Below are 14691 nucleotides of genomic sequence, written 5' to 3' on the forward strand. Positions count from 1 at the left end.
CAAGGGTCAGGTCAACGACAAGATGCGCCTTACCCCCGTTGCAGCACGCCTCAGCGAGCTGCTTGGCAAACCCGTAACCAAAACCGACAGCTGCATCGGAGCTGACGCGGAAGCCAAGGTGAACGCCATGGGCAACGGCGATGTGGTCCTGCTGGAGAACGTGCGCTTCTTCGCGGAAGAAGAAAAGAACGATCCCGCCTTCGCCGAGAAGCTCGCTGGTCTCGCCGACGTTTATGTGAACGACGCCTTTGGCGCTGCTCACCGGGCCCACACCTCCACCGAAGGCGTGACCAAATTCCTCAAGCCATCCGTGGCTGGCTTCTTGATGGAGAAGGAACTTCAATACCTCCAGGGTGCCGTGGATGAGCCCAAGCGTCCTTTGGCCGCCATCGTTGGTGGTTCCAAGGTGAGCAGCAAGATCGGCGTCCTTGAAGCCTTGATCGACAAGTGCGACAAGGTGCTGATCGGCGGCGGCATGATTTTCACCTTCTACAAAGCACGCGGTCTGGCTGTCGGCAAGAGCCTCGTTGAAGACGACAAGCTGGAACTGGCCAAGGAATTGGAAGCCAAAGCCAAGGCCAAAGGCGTTGAGCTGCTACTCCCCACCGATGTCTTGCTTGCCGACAACTTCGCACCTGATGCCAACAGCCAAGTCGCAGACATCACAGCGATTCCCGACGGCTGGATGGGCCTCGACATCGGCCCTGATGCCATCAAGGTGTTCCAAGCTGCCCTGGCTGATTGCAAAACCGTGATCTGGAATGGCCCGATGGGCGTCTTCGAGTTCGACAAGTTCGCGGCTGGAACGAATGCCATTGCCACAACCCTGGCTGAACTCAGCGGAAAAGGCTGCTGCACGATCATTGGCGGTGGCGATTCCGTTGCTGCTGTTGAGAAAGCAGGCCTGGCCGAAAAGATGTCTCACATCTCCACCGGTGGTGGCGCCAGCCTCGAGCTGCTGGAAGGCAAGGTGCTTCCAGGCGTCGCCGCACTGGACGACGCCGCTTGATTCAAACCACTCCACCAATCAGCTGATCGATCAGCTGAATTCAGGGCCGTTCCAATTGGAGCGGCCTTTTTTTTGTAATCTTCGCCGCTCTGGCCTAGGAGGAAGTCCCAGTCGCTGCCGTTCAGCCGTCATGGCAGCGCGTGCCTCCTTAAATAATTCACGTCGGCCTTGGCGTTGCTCCTGCTTACACACCCGAAAGGCATCGATGGTGTTGGCCGATTGAATACATCGTTGCTTGGCTGCCAACAAAGCCTTTTGCTGGTCAAAACTGCTCAACTCCCAGCGGCGCCTTGCCTCAAAAAGCTGCTGCTTTTGCGCATCCGTAAGTGTTAATCGAGCCGCGCGCGACTTCATTGGAGACTCAGCCCATCCCGTAGCGGGGTGCAGAGCGGCGGCGGCAAACGCGGCACAAGGGATGACCAGATACCGCTTCCAATGCTTAGGCGTAACCATGCGAATCATTCACACAACGCATTCATCCTGAAAGCAAGATTCCGTCAAAGTCTGACCAAAATGGGCCTCAAGCATGACCGGATCTAACCAGGACGCTTGAGCATGCCGCTCAACTGCGATGCGCGGATGCGATGTATGGATGCGATGCCTGGAAAAATGAATCAGCCCTTGATCCCAGGAGCACACCAACTCTGAAACTCGCCAATGATCAACGTCCACCCTTGAATCCGCCTACAGCAGTGGCCATGGTGGGGCTTGGCGCCCTGGGATTCCCCATCGCCGTCAATTTGCGACGCGCCGGCTACTCGCTCAACGTGCACACCCGCAGCCGCTCAGCGGAATCGGCGGCAGAGCTTCTGGACGATCAAGGGCCCAAAGTGACCTCCAGCAGCTCTCCTAATGAAGCCGTGAAAGGCTGTGCAGTCCTGCTGATTTGCGTCAGCGATGACACCGCAGTGCAAAACGTTCTCTGGGGAAACAGAGGAGCTGGCTACGCACTCACACCAGGAAGCTTGGTCATCGATTGCTCCACGATCGCCCCCGCCACAGCGACAGCGATGGCCAAGCGGCTATCGGAACGCAACGTGCACTACATCGATGCTCCTGTGACAGGCGGCACGGAGGGCGCCAAGGCCGGCACACTCACCGTGCTCTGTGGTGGCGACACCATGGCATTAGAGCAGGCTCGTCCTCTATTGGAGGTGATCGGTAGCTCGATCCATCACTTCGGGCCTGTTGGCAGCGGCCAACAGGTGAAAGCGGTGAACCAGGTCCTGGTGGCGGGAAGCTATGCCGCTGTTGCAGAAGCCATCGCTCTAGGGCAACATCTTCAGCTCCCCATGGAGCAAGTTGTGACGGCACTACTTGGAGGAGCTGCAGGATCTTGGGCCCTGCAACACCGTTCAGCCGCCATGCTTTCCGATCAATACCCGCTCGGTTTCAAGCTCGCACTCCATCACAAAGACCTAACAATCGCGCTGGATGCCGCTGAGGAACAGCAGTTGGAGCTCCCGATCACCCAACTCGTGCTCGAGCAAGAGTCTGCACTGATGCAACAGGGACTCGGGAACGCCGATGTGTCGGCCCTAAGACGCTGCTACCCAGCTCACCACGGTTAAGGCTGGAGCTTACTTTTGTCATCCACAACTCGCACCTGCTTGCTCACACTCACCACACCTTCGGGATGCACTAACAAGGCAGCCCAGTTTTGGATGCCCTGCTTAAGCGGTGCTTGAACAGACTTAAACAGGCCGCCCCCGCCGAGGGGCTTGAGATGGATATTTGGACTCTCTTGCCCCAATACCTGCGCAGGGGTAAGCGCAATCAAACCACCCGCCATCAGAGCATCACCCAAGGGCTTGTCGACCACCACATCGACGTCGTACCGAGTCCCAGTGAGCACGCTGTCTGGGATGAGCAAACTAATCGGTAGTGGCTCCTTGGCACTGGTCATGACCGATTGATCACTAAGAACTTCCTGGCTGGTAATCAAGCCGTTCTCGGTGGTCACCGCGAGCCGCTGATTCGCATAGAAGGAATAACTCAAGCCGTCCTGCTGGCGTCTCCCACTTACAGCAATCTGCATGGTCGAGCGACCATCTGATGTGGGATTCCCTGGCCGCACCGACCAGTTCAGCTGAGGGAAACGGCGACTGAACAAGCCGTAACGCTCCTCCAGAACAGCAAATTGCTGAGGCGTAAACAGAGCCTTCAACGCTGCAACATTGCCTTCCGACTGATTGAGGGCGGATTCCAAGCGCTCACTCAACTCAAACGGAGCCTGGGTCAAAGCCCGACTGGACATCGGGAGTGCCAGGGCGGAGCCAAGCAGCAATGACACCAACGAGACACGGAGAGCACGAGACATATAGACATCTCCAGAATCCATCTAAGTTAGGTCGCTCCTTCTCATCCCGCTCGACCTCATGCCTCGGCTTCTTGTTGCTGCCAGCGGCACAGGTGGGCACTTATTTCCAGCCCTCTCCGTTGCTGATGCCCTGCCGAAGCCATGGAGCGTGCGCTGGGTGGGCGTTCCCGACCGTCTGGAAACAAGCCTGGTTCCAGGCCGTTATCCCCTCACCACGGTCAAGGCTGGTGGATTGCAAGGGCGAGGACTGCGCAAACTCATCCAACTGATCCAATTGCTGGCCGCCAGCGGCTGCATCCGCCGCCTGATCCAGCGGGAACGCATCGATGCTGTCTTCACGACAGGTGGGTACATCGCTGCACCAGCAATCCTGGCGGCACGGTGGTGTGGCATCCCAGTAGTCCTTCACGAATCCAATGCCATTCCAGGCCGGGTGACGCGCTTGCTTGGCCGCTTTTGCACCCGTGTTGCCGTGGGACTTGAGGCAGCCGCACCACGCATCCCGGGCTGCCGAGCGGTGGTGACCGGAACCCCGGTAAGGGCTGCTTTTCTCCAGCAACAGCCACGACCGGAGTGGGTTCCTCAAGGCAATGGCCCCCTGCTTGTGGTGATCGGCGGAAGCCAGGGAGCTCTAGGGCTGAATCGAATGACGCGAGTGATCTTTCCTTCCCTCCTCAACAGCGGCTGCCGCATCGTGCATCTCACGGGCAGCAATGATCCCGATGTGGGTTGCATCGAACACGCCTTGCTGGTGGAACGTTCTTTCAGCGATGAGATTCCGGCCTTGCTGCAACACGCAGACCTCGCCATCAGCAGAGCCGGTGCCGGCAGCCTGAGTGAACTAGCCGTGAGCGGAACACCCACCGTGCTGGTGCCCTTCCCCCAAGCGGCCGATCGCCATCAAGATGCCAATGCCGTCTGTGCTGCAGCGGTTGCCGCGGCCGTGATCGTGCATCAACACGACCCCAGCGAGACGACTCTTCGCGACACGGTCTGGCGCCTGCTCAGATCCAGACTTCAAGGAGAAGATAAAAGCGCTGACCCACTGCCGGAGATGGAACAAGCCATGCGGGAGCTTGGCGTGGAGGATGCGGATCAGAAACTGGTGACCCTGCTCGAAGGACTGTTGAGCTGAATACGCCGGAGAGCACGAAGGATGCGTTGATTCCCCCGCCGATCTTGCAGACCAATGCGCAGCCAACGCTCTCCCAACCCTGCGAAAGAACGGCAATCCCGAAGCAAAACGCCATCGAGAGCGAGACGCTCGCGCAGCTCCAGCAAGGACGGCTCGCCTTGGATCAGCAAATAATTGGCAGCTGAGGGGTAGGCCTTTAATCCAGGGATGGCCTCAAGTTGAGCCCGAAACCAGGTGCCTTCTTTTTCCACCCACTGCTGAACGCGCTGTTGCCAACGCTGCAAGCCAACCGGGTCGTTCATCACAGCCACTCCAGCTGCAATCGCCAAACCGTTCAGAGGCCAGGGATCTCTCCATCCATGCCATCGATGCAAACGATCGGGTGCCGCAACGGCATAGCCCAGGCGCAAACCCGCAATTGCAAACAATTTCGTGAGACTGCGAATCACCACGAGATTGGGATGGTCTGACACCAACGACAGTAACGACTGATCTTCACCCCCTGGCACCAGAGGAAGAAAGGCCTCATCACAGATCACCAGGGAGTATCGAGCCAACAAGGGTTCCAACGAACAACGGCTCCAAAGCTGACCGGTGGGATTGTGGGGATTGGTGATCCACACCACATCGGTCGTCTGCTTCAAGGCGCTCAACGGAAAGGGTTGCGGCCAGCAGTTGCCCCACTCCAAGGGCAAAGGCAGCTTCTCAATCGCGCCACCCCAACAAGCCAAAGCTCGGGAATAATCGGCAAATCCAGGCTGAGGCAAAGCATTGAGACCAGCGGCGGTTGCATCGCGAGCCGCCCATGTGAACAACTCCGCGGCCCCATTCCCTCCAAGCACCTGATCAGGATCCAGCCCATGCCATGACGCGAGCGCAAAGCGCAAATCAGCCTGAGCGCGGTCGGGGTAATCACGCAGAGCCTGGCCCTGAATGGCAGCAGCGAGCGCTCTACGCAAAGCGCGAGGAGGACGGAATGGCACCAACGAAGCGCTGGCATCCAGCAACTGGGAGGGTTGCATCCCCAGCCGCCGGGCTTCCTGGCTGAGGTTGCCTCCATGGGGAGGAAGGCCGTTGCTCACGCCGACTGGTGCTGGATGTACCCATCCTGCCCAGCCATCCTTCGAGCCATGGTCGACGAAGACCAAGAAGCCCGATACAACGCAGTACAACCAAGCAAGCCCACGTGTTGAACCCGTCCCGCTTGATGCCCTTGCTTGGCTTATGGCTGATCGCCAGCCCGATGCAAGCCGAGAGCATGGATGACCTCATCCAAGTGCTCCAGGACGGTGATTGCCGCAACTGCCGCCTGGCCGATGCCGACCTTGTGCATGCCGATTTGCGCGATGCCGACTTACGCGACGCTCGATTGCAGAGAGCCAATCTTGGAGAAGCTCGATTGGATGGGGCTGACTTACGCGGGGCCAATCTCAGTTTCACCAGCTTGCGCGGGGCTTCCCTCCGTGGCGCCAATCTCGAAGGCAGCATCCTGCATGGCACCGATCTGCGATGGGCCGATCTCAGTGGCGCTCGCCTGAGCCCCAACGCTTTAGAAGAAGCGCATTGGCAAGGTGCCACGGGAATCAGCCGCGACATACGAAGCCATGCTGCTCTGCACAATGCCGGCGTCGAAGCCACACAGGCCGGTAGGTGGCCTGAAGCCGAAAGACTCTTTGGCGCCGCAATCCTCAGCTCCCCTCAAGAGCCCTTGAGCTGGGTCGCAAGAGGCATCAGTCGTAGCGAATTAGCCAAGGACGATCTGGCCGCACAAGATTTCCGATATGCAAGCGCACTATTTAAAAAGGGAGGGAATCAAAAAGTTGCCAACCAACTTCAAACAGCGGCTGAAATGGTTCAAACGCGTCGGACGAAAACTCACTCAAAATCTGAAGGAAAAGGCTGGGGCGGTCAATTACTAGGCGGCTTTACTGCAACTGCTCAAGCCTTAGCCCCACTTGCGATGAAAGCACTAATCCCTCTCGGCCTTGGCTTTTGAAAAGAGTTTGCTTTAAATAATCAAAAAGAATCGCTTGACATCAGCTGACGAGCAGCCGGAAGAGACGGCTGATATCCATAGCCATAACTGCCGCCTTGCTCATCACTAATGATCTTAGGAGTCACGAGAACAACCAGCTCTCTCTTAGCCCGATCTCCAGCCGATTCACGAAAAAATTGACCGATCAAAGGAAGATCTCCTAAAATTGGCCATTTTCTAACTTGTTGAGCATCACGATCTGAAATAACTCCCGTCAAAACAAGTGTTTGACCATCACGAACCCTGAGAGATCCAGTATCAAGCCTACGCAAACTTAAGATACTTCTAGGACCACAACCCTCAACATTTTGGGTTCCAGTAACAGCAGCAATTGTAGGAGAGAGACTGAAACTAACAAATCCATTATCATCAATTTTAGATACACGCGCGCCAAAAGTTAGGCCAGCGGTTCCAAGGACAGGCTGGCAAGAATTAGGTGCGCCATTCTGCCCAGCGCTCACGATATAATTAACTGTTTCCTGGGTACCAACAGTCACGAAAGACTCATTCGCCTTGGAGCGACCTATTGTTGCGGTCTGCAATGCGGAATCAACACCACTAGAAGCCACATCGGCGCCACCAGAAATTTCAACAGGGTTTTCACTTAAAATCAGAGTAGGAGATGCCAAAGTCTTCGTACTGCTGGATACGATGATAGACCGAATCAAATCAAACAAATTATCTTTCGGGAATACATTCCCAGGGTTAATACGGCTCGGAGTTGGACTGGGTGGAATCAAGCGATCGGCAATTTGTGCATCCCGCCCGGACACAATTTCTCTCTGAAACTTGCCACTTTCAGCCCCTCCGGCGATCGCATCAAAATTAGAATTATTAGGAGGCAGCAAATTACCAAAAGCCCCAACAAGCTCACCTCTGTCACTCAGAATAAAATTATTGCCGTAGCGAAAGGCAAAACTATTTGAGATCGTGGAGTCGTTATCCAAGGAAACATCCAAAATTCGCACCGACAAAGCAACCTGCCTTTGACGCAAATCAATTTGCCTCAAATACCCCTCAGCAAGTTTCACCAAGAGAGAGTCTCCGATCAAGGTAATCGTTTGAAGCCTTGAATCAGTGGTACCAATCAAACCGACCAAAGGGCCTTGACCTGAAGAATAAGAACGTATCTCAATCTGTTCCGAAGTATTAGAACTGCTATTACTCGCGTCGCCAGACGCCTCTTCAAGAATAGATGTGGTTTTCAAAGGGACAGGCTCTTGAATACTTGCACCCAAGCTCCCCAAATATTTTGCCGCCGAGACTGCCGAAGATTGATTGAGTCGATACACCTTCGACATCTGAGGGCCAAATGTATTAGCAGAAACTTTTGATCCCACCATGAGAGTGCGACCATCTAATTTTCCCTGCAGCCCAGAGGCAAGCAGAACTCCATTGAGAGCCCTCGCATAGGACTCGTTCTGAAAAGCAATCGAAACAGGTCGGATAGGTAAAGCAGCATCCTGACTGCCTCCACCCTGTTCACCAACAAACACGAAGCCATAGCCCCCTAAACGAGCCAAGGCCATCAACGCATCCTTGGCAGGCGCATTGTTCAGAGTGAGGGTGACCGGCGGCCCGCTCACATTCACATAACTGCGGTTCTGCATCACCATCGTCCCCACCGCCATATCACCGAGTGGCGGCGCAACGGCGCGCGGGCGTAATGGAGGGGCGTACTGCCTTTGAGGGACACGCCCCGGTGTGTTGAGATTGAGGCGTCCCGTTTGGAGTGTGGGAGCAACCACCAAACCTGAAAACTTGAGAATCAGATCACGACCATCGGCACTCACCACAGGATCTTTCAAAGGACGACCTGGACTTGGCGTGACCTTCAAGGCATAGGAGCTGCCGCTACCAACCAACGTGGCGGACTGAATTCCAATCACAGGATCCGAAAGCCGCACCTGACCATTGCGGACTCCCGGCGCCCCCTGGGTCTGCAAACGTCCCTCCCAAACCTGGCCGTTCAGGCGCTGCTGCAGAAGTGGCTGATCGCCAACTCCTTCGATGACAAGTTCCACGCCGTCATTGCCACGGCGTAAACGCAAGTTCATGGAGCCTTCGCTCTGCGCTCTAATCGCCCCAGAACCTCCAAGGCCAAACACCACATCACACTCAGCGAGTGCAAGGCTGCCAATCAACGCCAATGGAATCAGTCGGGAGGGTCTCGAGGGCATTCCCACGCCTGATTCACAAACACTATGGGCGGATGGTATCGAGCGAAACCCTTAGGAGCCAGCCCTAAAACACAGCATTGAATTGATTCAGGATGGCGCCCTGACCTTGGACTGAGGCGCGGATTCCGTGGGTTCTTTCACGTCCTGATCCCCATCCGTTGTCTTGTCAAAAAAGCTCAGCTTGAGCTTGAGCTCGGTCAACGGTGGGCCCTCAGGGGCCCCGTCAGCATTGGTCTCTAGCGGAACTGCCTTGAGCTCAAGATCACTGGGCTGAACCAGGAGTTCCAGTGCCTCCATGGCACGCAAGAACTGCAACACCCCTACGTAGGGTCCACGCACCTGCAGCAGCACCGCAGTTTTCTCGTACCCCTGCAAATCAGAAGGAGCCCCATCCTCAGCTCCAGCGTCCCCTTTTTTGTTGTCTTGTCGGGAAGAGTCAGGGACCACAGGCGCATCTGGCACGGGTTCATAGCGTTCAATCAACACACCGCTCTCAGCCGCGGTACGACTCAGCTGGGTGAGGAAGGTCTCAATCTCTCCGCGACCCGCCACCAAGTTCACCACCAGATCTTGCTGTTGTTGCGCCAATACAAGCTTTTGTCGCTCTTGCTTGACCCGATCGGTAATCAAGGAAAGTGACTTCTGCTGACCTTTGAGCTCAGAGATCCGACGCGTCCGTTCTGCTGATGCCAACCAATGGGGGAGTCCAAACGTTGCAAACAGCCCGGCACCGATTAAGACACCCATCAGCAATGGGGCACCAACCAACACCCGTTGACGCGTTCCATCCTTTTGCCATGGACTCTCACTACCACTCAGGTTCGTCACAAGCTGACCCCACGTTCCTCAAGGAGTTGATATCGATACGCCAAGCCGCCGGCCCCCAAGTCCTGAAGTTGAATCAGAGATAGGCGAGTGTTTGGATTCAGAGCCCACTCCACGCTGAACGTCACAACAGGGGCATCCCCGTCCTCTCTCGTGATCTTCATCACCTTGACCCCTTGTTGCCGAGTGATGGGCAGTTGAGACAGGGAGAGCACAAGCGCATTAATGCGTTCGAGAGGCCCTGGAGTGTTTCCAATCTGTACCCGGCCTAGCAATTTAATTTGCGCCTCACCAACCAACAGCTCCTGCAATTGAATGCCATCTGGCGTGATGCGTCTGAGCTGCTCCAACAGAGGAGATCCACCGCGGAAAGCCACCAGCTGTTGCGCGAAAACATCGGTTTTCTGATTCACCGAGGCGGTTTTAGCCCTCAGCCGCCGCAACTGTGCTTCAGCAGCAGTGACGCGTTGTGCGACCGGCTCAAGTAACTCCAACTGCCGCTGTTGCTGCTGCCCCCTCCAGCTCAAACCAGCGGTAATCGCGACAGTAAGCAGAAGAACAGCTCCACCCAGCAACGCACCTCGCCGCAGCAGAACTTGGGCAGGCACAAACGGGACCGGCTGAGCCGGCAACCCCAACTCGATGCGCCGCTCCCGGAGGAGATCCACTGGGGCTCCTGAGCGTCCCCTCATGGTCTGCTCTCCAGAGGAGGAGCCTTCAAGGCCAACTGAAGCAGTGACATCTCACCATCTGAAACAAGCGGGCCATGGAGAGCTGCACCATGACCGTCCTTCCAACGCCCCTTCCAGCTTGGCCCAGCTGTAATCCACCAGCTGCGCATTGCATCGACCTGCCTTTGTTTTTGATCCCATGCATCGAGAAGGAACAGCACCTCATCTCTGACGGACGGGAGCTGCGTGGCTTGCAACACAACATCCAATTCAGGCAGGCCATCGCACAACAACACAAAACGCCAGATCCCTTCGGACTCAATCAACCAAGCCCACTCTCCCTCCAGTGGTTCGTTGAGAGTCTGCAGTGCTCGCCATGCAGCAACCAAGAGCCACTCCGCTTGGCAGAGATTGAGATCTGCTGACGCCACCGTGTCGATCCAGGCCTGCAGGATCAACCGTTCAGCGCCCACCACCATCGCCATGTCCCTGTCTTGCAACGAAGTCCAAGCGACATAGGACTCCTGCCATTGCAACGGCCAGGTCATCTCGGGTGCAAGCGCTCGCAAGGAGGTGGCATCACCCAGACCAGCGGCACCCTCCAGCAGTCGCCAATGACAAGTCGGCAAAGGCAGCAACAGTTCCAACTCCACACTCACAGAGGCAATGCCCTGTTCGATCAGCAGATCCGCAACCATCTCAGCCAGCACCTGCCTCTGGACTGGCACCCCGCCCTGACAAAGGCCCGGAGGAAGCTCGGTCTTGATGATGGACTGCTGCCCCTGATCCCACCACGCCAAACTCAGGACACGATCAGAAGCAGCCAGAACCACGCGCCGCCGAGTGAGCAAGCCGGTGATCTGACCCAGCAAGCCATCCAGGGCCGGGAAGCGATCGCGCAGATCAACCAGCTCCAAGTTCTATTCCTCGATGCGTCATGAAGGATGTGCAGAAAGCGTATCGACTACGTCCAGGGCGCGCCGCTTCCGATCGCCTCACTGAGATGGCGAAAGCCATGGAGATCGAGCTGGCTGATCAAACCCTCAAGGATGCGTGGAACCAAATCAGGGCCTTCATAAATCCAACCGGTGTAGAGCTGCACAAGGGAGGCGCCAGCAGCCAGGCGTTCCCAGGCCGCCTCAGCTGATGAGATTCCCCCAACTCCGATCAACGGCAACGCCGGCCCAGCGCTGGCTCGCAGTCGTCGAATCACCTCCACAGCGCGGTAGCGCAAGGGATCACCGCTCAGCCCACCTGCCTCTTCAGCAAGGCTTCGACCGGTCTGAGCGATCAGCCGCTGTCCCAAACCCAGACGATCAAGACTGGTATTGACAGCGATGACACCAGCCAAACCTTCCTCATAAGCCAATCGAGCGATGCCATCAATCGCATCGTCCTCAAGATCAGGTGCGATCTTCACCAAAAGTGGTGGGCATGCTGGCAACCGGCGCAAGCGCTCGACCAACCGCCGCAATTGAGTTGAATCCTGCAGATCTCGCAAGCCTGGAGTGTTGGGAGAGCTCACATTGATCACGGCGTAGTCCGCCAAAGGAGCAAGACATTCCAAGGAAGCGGCGTAGTCATCAGGGGCCTGCTCCAACGGAGTGATCTTCGACTTTCCGAAATTGATGCCAAGCACAGCCCGACGATGACCTGGCGCTGGCAATGCTTGCCGCTCCAGAGTCCGTTGCATCGCCTCAGCACCGTTGTTGTTGAAACCCATACGGTTGAGGGCTGCCCGTTCAGCAGCAAGCCGAAACAGGCGGGGCCTTGGGTTACCGGGTTGACCATGCCAAGTGACGGTGCCCACTTCAGCAAATCCGAACCCAAAGCAATCCCACACCCCAGCCGCAACACCGTTTTTATCGAACCCCGCAGCCAAACCCACGGGATTGCTGAATCGACAACCAAACAGAACTTGCTCCAGCCGCAGATCCTGACGCTGAAGCTCCGTAGCAACGCCCTCCAATACGGATGAGATCCCAGGCCAACGGCGGCGCAGGCTGACCTGAGCGAGGGCCTGCAAAGCCGTCTGACTGAGCTGTTCGGCATCCACCCCATCATCCCGGGACAGTTGCGGGCCCAACCATCGCCGATAAAAGCCGGCGGTGGATAACACCTTGAGGGATGACGGATCTGCCATCTGGGCTCCTAGGTCTGTTTCGATCCTGGCGGATCGCGTCGCAACCGCCAGCGATCATTCTCCACAGGCTCCACCATCCACTCACGCCAACGCCATGAACCTTGTCGTTCTGACAAACGATTGAGGGGCTGCTCCACCAACTGAGCCAACTCCACTGCTGTTAACGCATACCCCCCGGAGGCCAAGCGATCCGCCAGTTCCATCCGTGTGAGGAGCTTCTGCAACCCCACGGGGGCCGAGTCCAACACGGCCTGACTTGGAGCGGTTGAAGAGGAAAGAGCTTGCTGCCGTCCTTTCGAATAAGCCACGGCAATTTGATCCACCCTGTCGTTGTCAGGATCTCCGCTATGACCTTTGACATAGCGGAGGGGCACGTCAACAAGACGAGCCTGATCGAGCGCTTGCCAGAGATCCTGATTGAGCACTGGCTTGCCTGCTGCAGTGCGCCAGCCCTTTCGCTTCCAGCCTGCCATCCAACTGCTGAGTCCGTCGATCAGGTATTTGCTGTCGGTGCGCAGGGTGAGATCAGGATGAAGTGGCAATTCAGCCAAGCGCTGCAAGGTGGCAAGCGCTGCCTGTAACTCCATGCGGTTATTGGTTGTAGCCGGATCAGCACCGCCAAATTCCTCCACGCTGCCGTCTTCGAAACGAATCAACGCACCCCAGCCGCCTGGCCCTGGATTGCCACTGCAGGCCCCATCGGTCGCTGCTGCCACGACGCGACCACGTCCATCATGTTCCTCAGCCATTGATTCCACCACCGGATATTCGGTACAACAGGTCGTTGTTCTCCAATTTGGAGCCACCGTTTATGCGGCGAACCTACCTCCGGCGGCTCCTTCTGATTGGAACAGCACTGATGGTGGGGGGTAGTTCCTCTGCGCTGCCGGGGTGGACCCGTTCGTTGTTTGACAGCAAACCACTCAAGCAAGAGCAGTTTGCGATCCTGGCCCGCGCCGTTGGGCGTGACGGCTGGAAACTGTTGGTCCTTGAGCAAATCAAAGCCCGTCCTCTTTGTTGGAAAGATCAAGCTGATGGACTGGTTGAGCCCTCGCTAAACGGGTTTGATTTCACGGGGATTTGCAGCCGATATCTCGACAGCAATGGGTATTCACTGCGTACGGCCGGAGAAGACACCCAAAAATCCGTTCGCTTACGCCTTCGGCAAGGGCGCAACGGGCTTGAGCTTCAAGCACTGGACCCCAACCGCAGTACTGCAGTCGTGGTGGCCAAGGCGAGACAAGCCAGGCGAAACAAAGATGCTTTTGTCAAGCTCAAACTGGAACCTGGCTGGCAACTGGAGCGTCGGGCCTATCAAGGGCGAACCCTGAGCCACGTGTATTTCGCCAACAATGAATCGTTGAATCAATTGAGAGCGAAGGCTTCAAAACGTCCAAGCAGTTCGGTTTGGACGACGACAATGGCCCGAGCACCAAGGGCACCCAGGTCCCCATCCAGTTATTCCGGCAAGGGGCCCATCCGCCTCGAAGTGATTCCATTCCGCCCATGAACAAAGCATCAAGGACAGTTGGATGAGCGACAACCGCTATCCCCCCAACCCAGCAATTCTGCTTAGGTTCGTATTGTGAGGAGTGCTTTACGCCTCTTCAGGGTCGAAACAAGGAAAGACTCCTGAATGCGTTGTTCTTAAAAGACCTTGCCTTAGGCAGGGTTTTTTTATTGGCGGAGCCGTTTCCATGACGCCAAAAAAAAGCCGGTTCAGAGAACCGGCAGACAGGATTGGATGGGAAGAGACCTGCTGGTTAGAAGCAGGGCCTCCAACAGATCACTTGATTGTGACCTTGCCACCCACTTCTTCGATGGCCTTTTTCAAGGCTTCAGCGTCGTCCTTGGAGACGCCTTCCTTGATGGACTTAGGAGCAGCCTCGACCATGGCCTTGGCATCACCCAGGCCGAGACCTGTGGCTTCGCGAACAGCCTTGAGCACTTTGATCTTGGCGGCAGCATCAAAGCTTTCCAACACAACATCAAATTCGGTCTTCTCTTCAGCCGCTTCACCACCACCAGCAGCGCCAGGGGCAGCCATGACTACACCAGCAGATGCAGCAGCGGACACACCAAAAGCATCCTCAATTTGCTTGACAAGCTCGGAAGCCTCAAGCAGTGAGAGTTTTTTCAGTGATTCAAGAATTTCGTCGGTTTTTGCAGACATGATTGGGAATCAGCAACAGATCAGGGAAAAAAAGTGAGGTCGAAGACGTTCAGCTTTCGCCGCTATCGGCGTGCTGCTTGAGCGCTCTTGCAAGACCGGAGGGAACCTCGTTGACACCCACAGCAACCTTGGTGGTAACTGCGTTGATGGCGCCGGCGATCTGGGCCATGAGCACTTCCTTGGAAGGAAGCTCCCCAATA

At 56.5% G+C, this 14691-nt stretch carries 16 protein-coding genes and 1 pseudogene; 6 read left to right on the forward strand and 11 right to left on the reverse strand.

The window, feature by feature from the left end:
• Positions 1 to 1009, forward strand: a 1009-nt coding sequence (locus NCN04_RS01675) for a phosphoglycerate kinase (RefSeq protein ID WP_250394973.1), incomplete at its 5' end; no start/stop codon positions are given.
• Between the two features lie 30 nt (positions 1010 to 1039).
• On the opposite strand, the gene NCN04_RS01680 is transcribed toward NCN04_RS01675, so the two are convergent.
• On the reverse strand, positions 1040 to 1471 hold the full coding sequence (locus NCN04_RS01680) for a hypothetical protein (protein WP_250394974.1): 432 nt from the start codon (positions 1469 to 1471) through the stop codon (positions 1040 to 1042).
• A 236-nt stretch (positions 1472 to 1707) separates the two neighbouring features.
• Here NCN04_RS01680 and NCN04_RS01685 point away from each other — a divergent pair, with 236 nt between their 5' ends.
• On the forward strand, positions 1708 to 2580 hold the full coding sequence (locus NCN04_RS01685) for an NAD(P)-dependent oxidoreductase (protein ID WP_250394983.1): 873 nt from the start codon (positions 1708 to 1710) through the stop codon (positions 2578 to 2580).
• Here NCN04_RS01685 and NCN04_RS01690 read toward each other — a convergent pair.
• Positions 2577 to 3329 (reverse strand): DUF8623 domain-containing protein, encoded by a 753-nt coding sequence (locus NCN04_RS01690; RefSeq protein WP_250394975.1) that lies wholly within the window; start codon positions 3327 to 3329, stop codon positions 2577 to 2579. The genes NCN04_RS01685 and NCN04_RS01690 overlap by 4 nt on opposite strands.
• Positions 3330 to 3387: 58 nt before the next feature.
• Here NCN04_RS01690 and NCN04_RS01695 point away from each other — a divergent pair, with 58 nt between their 5' ends.
• On the forward strand, positions 3388 to 4464 hold the full coding sequence (locus NCN04_RS01695) for a UDP-N-acetylglucosamine--N-acetylmuramyl-(pentapeptide) pyrophosphoryl-undecaprenol N-acetylglucosamine transferase (protein WP_250394976.1): 1077 nt from the start codon (positions 3388 to 3390) through the stop codon (positions 4462 to 4464).
• On the opposite strand, the gene NCN04_RS01700 is transcribed toward NCN04_RS01695, so the two are convergent.
• On the reverse strand, positions 4425 to 5546 hold the full coding sequence (locus tag NCN04_RS01700; RefSeq protein WP_250394977.1) for a pyridoxal phosphate-dependent aminotransferase: 1122 nt from the start codon (positions 5544 to 5546) through the stop codon (positions 4425 to 4427). The genes NCN04_RS01695 and NCN04_RS01700 overlap by 40 nt on opposite strands.
• A gap of 125 nt (positions 5547 to 5671) precedes the next feature.
• Between NCN04_RS01700 and NCN04_RS01705 the strand changes: the two genes are divergently transcribed.
• Positions 5672 to 6460 carry a pentapeptide repeat-containing protein gene (locus tag NCN04_RS01705; RefSeq protein ID WP_250394984.1) on the forward strand — a complete coding sequence of 263 codons (789 nt, stop codon included), beginning with the start codon at positions 5672 to 5674 and terminating at the stop codon, positions 6458 to 6460.
• Between the two features lie 20 nt (positions 6461 to 6480).
• Here NCN04_RS01705 and NCN04_RS01710 read toward each other — a convergent pair whose 3' ends face one another.
• Positions 6481 to 8337, reverse strand: coding sequence for a type II secretion system protein GspD (locus NCN04_RS01710; protein ID WP_502988738.1), 1857 nt, complete (start codon positions 8335 to 8337; stop codon positions 6481 to 6483).
• A gap of 172 nt (positions 8338 to 8509) precedes the next feature.
• Here NCN04_RS01710 and NCN04_RS01715 point away from each other — a divergent pair, with 172 nt between their 5' ends.
• A complete protein-coding gene (locus tag NCN04_RS01715; protein WP_250394986.1) occupies positions 8510 to 8734 on the forward strand; it encodes a hypothetical protein in 225 nt (74 codons plus the stop codon).
• Positions 8735 to 8766: 32 nt separating this feature from the next.
• On the opposite strand, the gene NCN04_RS01720 is transcribed toward NCN04_RS01715, so the two are convergent.
• Genes NCN04_RS01720 through NCN04_RS01740 form a run of 5 tightly spaced genes read right to left on the reverse strand, consistent with a single transcriptional unit; the run spans position 8767 to position 13067 of the window.
• A complete protein-coding gene (locus NCN04_RS01720; RefSeq protein ID WP_250394978.1) occupies positions 8767 to 9507 on the reverse strand; it encodes a hypothetical protein in 741 nt (246 codons plus the stop codon).
• The gene (locus NCN04_RS01725) at positions 9504 to 10196 is read right to left on the reverse strand and encodes a PilN family protein (RefSeq protein WP_250394979.1); all 693 of its coding nucleotides are present in this window, start codon (positions 10194 to 10196) and stop codon (positions 9504 to 9506) included. The genes NCN04_RS01720 and NCN04_RS01725 overlap by 4 nt, the downstream gene beginning before the upstream one ends.
• Entirely contained in the window at positions 10193 to 11092 is a 900-nt protein-coding gene (locus NCN04_RS01730) for a hypothetical protein (RefSeq protein ID WP_250394980.1), read from the reverse strand. Before NCN04_RS01730 ends, NCN04_RS01725 begins: the two co-directional genes overlap by 4 nt.
• A gap of 47 nt (positions 11093 to 11139) precedes the next feature.
• Entirely contained in the window at positions 11140 to 12318 is a 1179-nt protein-coding gene (locus NCN04_RS01735; RefSeq protein WP_048347445.1) for a quinone-dependent dihydroorotate dehydrogenase, read from the reverse strand.
• Positions 12319 to 12326: 8 nt separating this feature from the next.
• The gene (locus NCN04_RS01740; RefSeq protein ID WP_250394981.1) at positions 12327 to 13067 is read right to left on the reverse strand and encodes a ribonuclease H family protein; all 741 of its coding nucleotides are present in this window, start codon (positions 13065 to 13067) and stop codon (positions 12327 to 12329) included.
• A 62-nt stretch (positions 13068 to 13129) separates the two neighbouring features.
• On the opposite strand from NCN04_RS01740, the gene NCN04_RS01745 reads away from it, so the two are divergent.
• Positions 13130 to 13828, forward strand: coding sequence for a DUF3747 domain-containing protein (locus tag NCN04_RS01745; RefSeq protein WP_250394982.1), 699 nt, complete (start codon positions 13130 to 13132; stop codon positions 13826 to 13828).
• A 276-nt stretch (positions 13829 to 14104) separates the two neighbouring features.
• Here NCN04_RS01745 and rplL read toward each other — a convergent pair whose 3' ends face one another.
• Together rplL and NCN04_RS01755 are read right to left on the reverse strand one after the other, a co-directional pair.
• On the reverse strand, positions 14105 to 14491 hold the full coding sequence (gene rplL, locus NCN04_RS01750; protein WP_048347447.1) for a 50S ribosomal protein L7/L12: 387 nt from the start codon (positions 14489 to 14491) through the stop codon (positions 14105 to 14107).
• A gap of 49 nt (positions 14492 to 14540) precedes the next feature.
• Positions 14541 to 14691: pseudogene (locus NCN04_RS01755) on the reverse strand (50S ribosomal protein L10); the annotation flags it as partial.

The organism is Synechococcus sp. MU1655, from assembly GCF_023630655.1.
Classification (GTDB): Bacteria; Cyanobacteriota; Cyanobacteriia; order PCC-6307; family Cyanobiaceae; genus Synechococcus_C.

Coding starts and splice junctions, on each gene's coding strand:
- NCN04_RS01680 (WP_250394974.1), bottom strand. CDS start 1,471: ATGATTCGCATGGTTACGCCTAAGCATTGGAAGCGGTATCTGGTCATC.
- NCN04_RS01685 (WP_250394983.1), top strand. CDS start 1,708: ATGGTGGGGCTTGGCGCCCTGGGATTCCCCATCGCCGTCAATTTGCGA.
- NCN04_RS01690 (WP_250394975.1), bottom strand. CDS start 3,329: ATGTCTCGTGCTCTCCGTGTCTCGTTGGTGTCATTGCTGCTTGGCTCC.
- NCN04_RS01695 (WP_250394976.1), top strand. CDS start 3,388: ATGCCTCGGCTTCTTGTTGCTGCCAGCGGCACAGGTGGGCACTTATTT.
- NCN04_RS01705 (WP_250394984.1), top strand. CDS start 5,672: ATGCCCTTGCTTGGCTTATGGCTGATCGCCAGCCCGATGCAAGCCGAG.
- NCN04_RS01715 (WP_250394986.1), top strand. CDS start 8,510: ATGACAAGTTCCACGCCGTCATTGCCACGGCGTAAACGCAAGTTCATG.
- NCN04_RS01725 (WP_250394979.1), bottom strand. CDS start 10,196: ATGAGGGGACGCTCAGGAGCCCCAGTGGATCTCCTCCGGGAGCGGCGC.
- NCN04_RS01735 (WP_048347445.1), bottom strand. CDS start 12,318: ATGGCAGATCCGTCATCCCTCAAGGTGTTATCCACCGCCGGCTTTTAT.
- NCN04_RS01740 (WP_250394981.1), bottom strand. CDS start 13,067: ATGGCTGAGGAACATGATGGACGTGGTCGCGTCGTGGCAGCAGCGACC.
- NCN04_RS01745 (WP_250394982.1), top strand. CDS start 13,130: ATGCGGCGAACCTACCTCCGGCGGCTCCTTCTGATTGGAACAGCACTG.
- rplL (WP_048347447.1), bottom strand. CDS start 14,491: ATGTCTGCAAAAACCGACGAAATTCTTGAATCACTGAAAAAACTCTCA.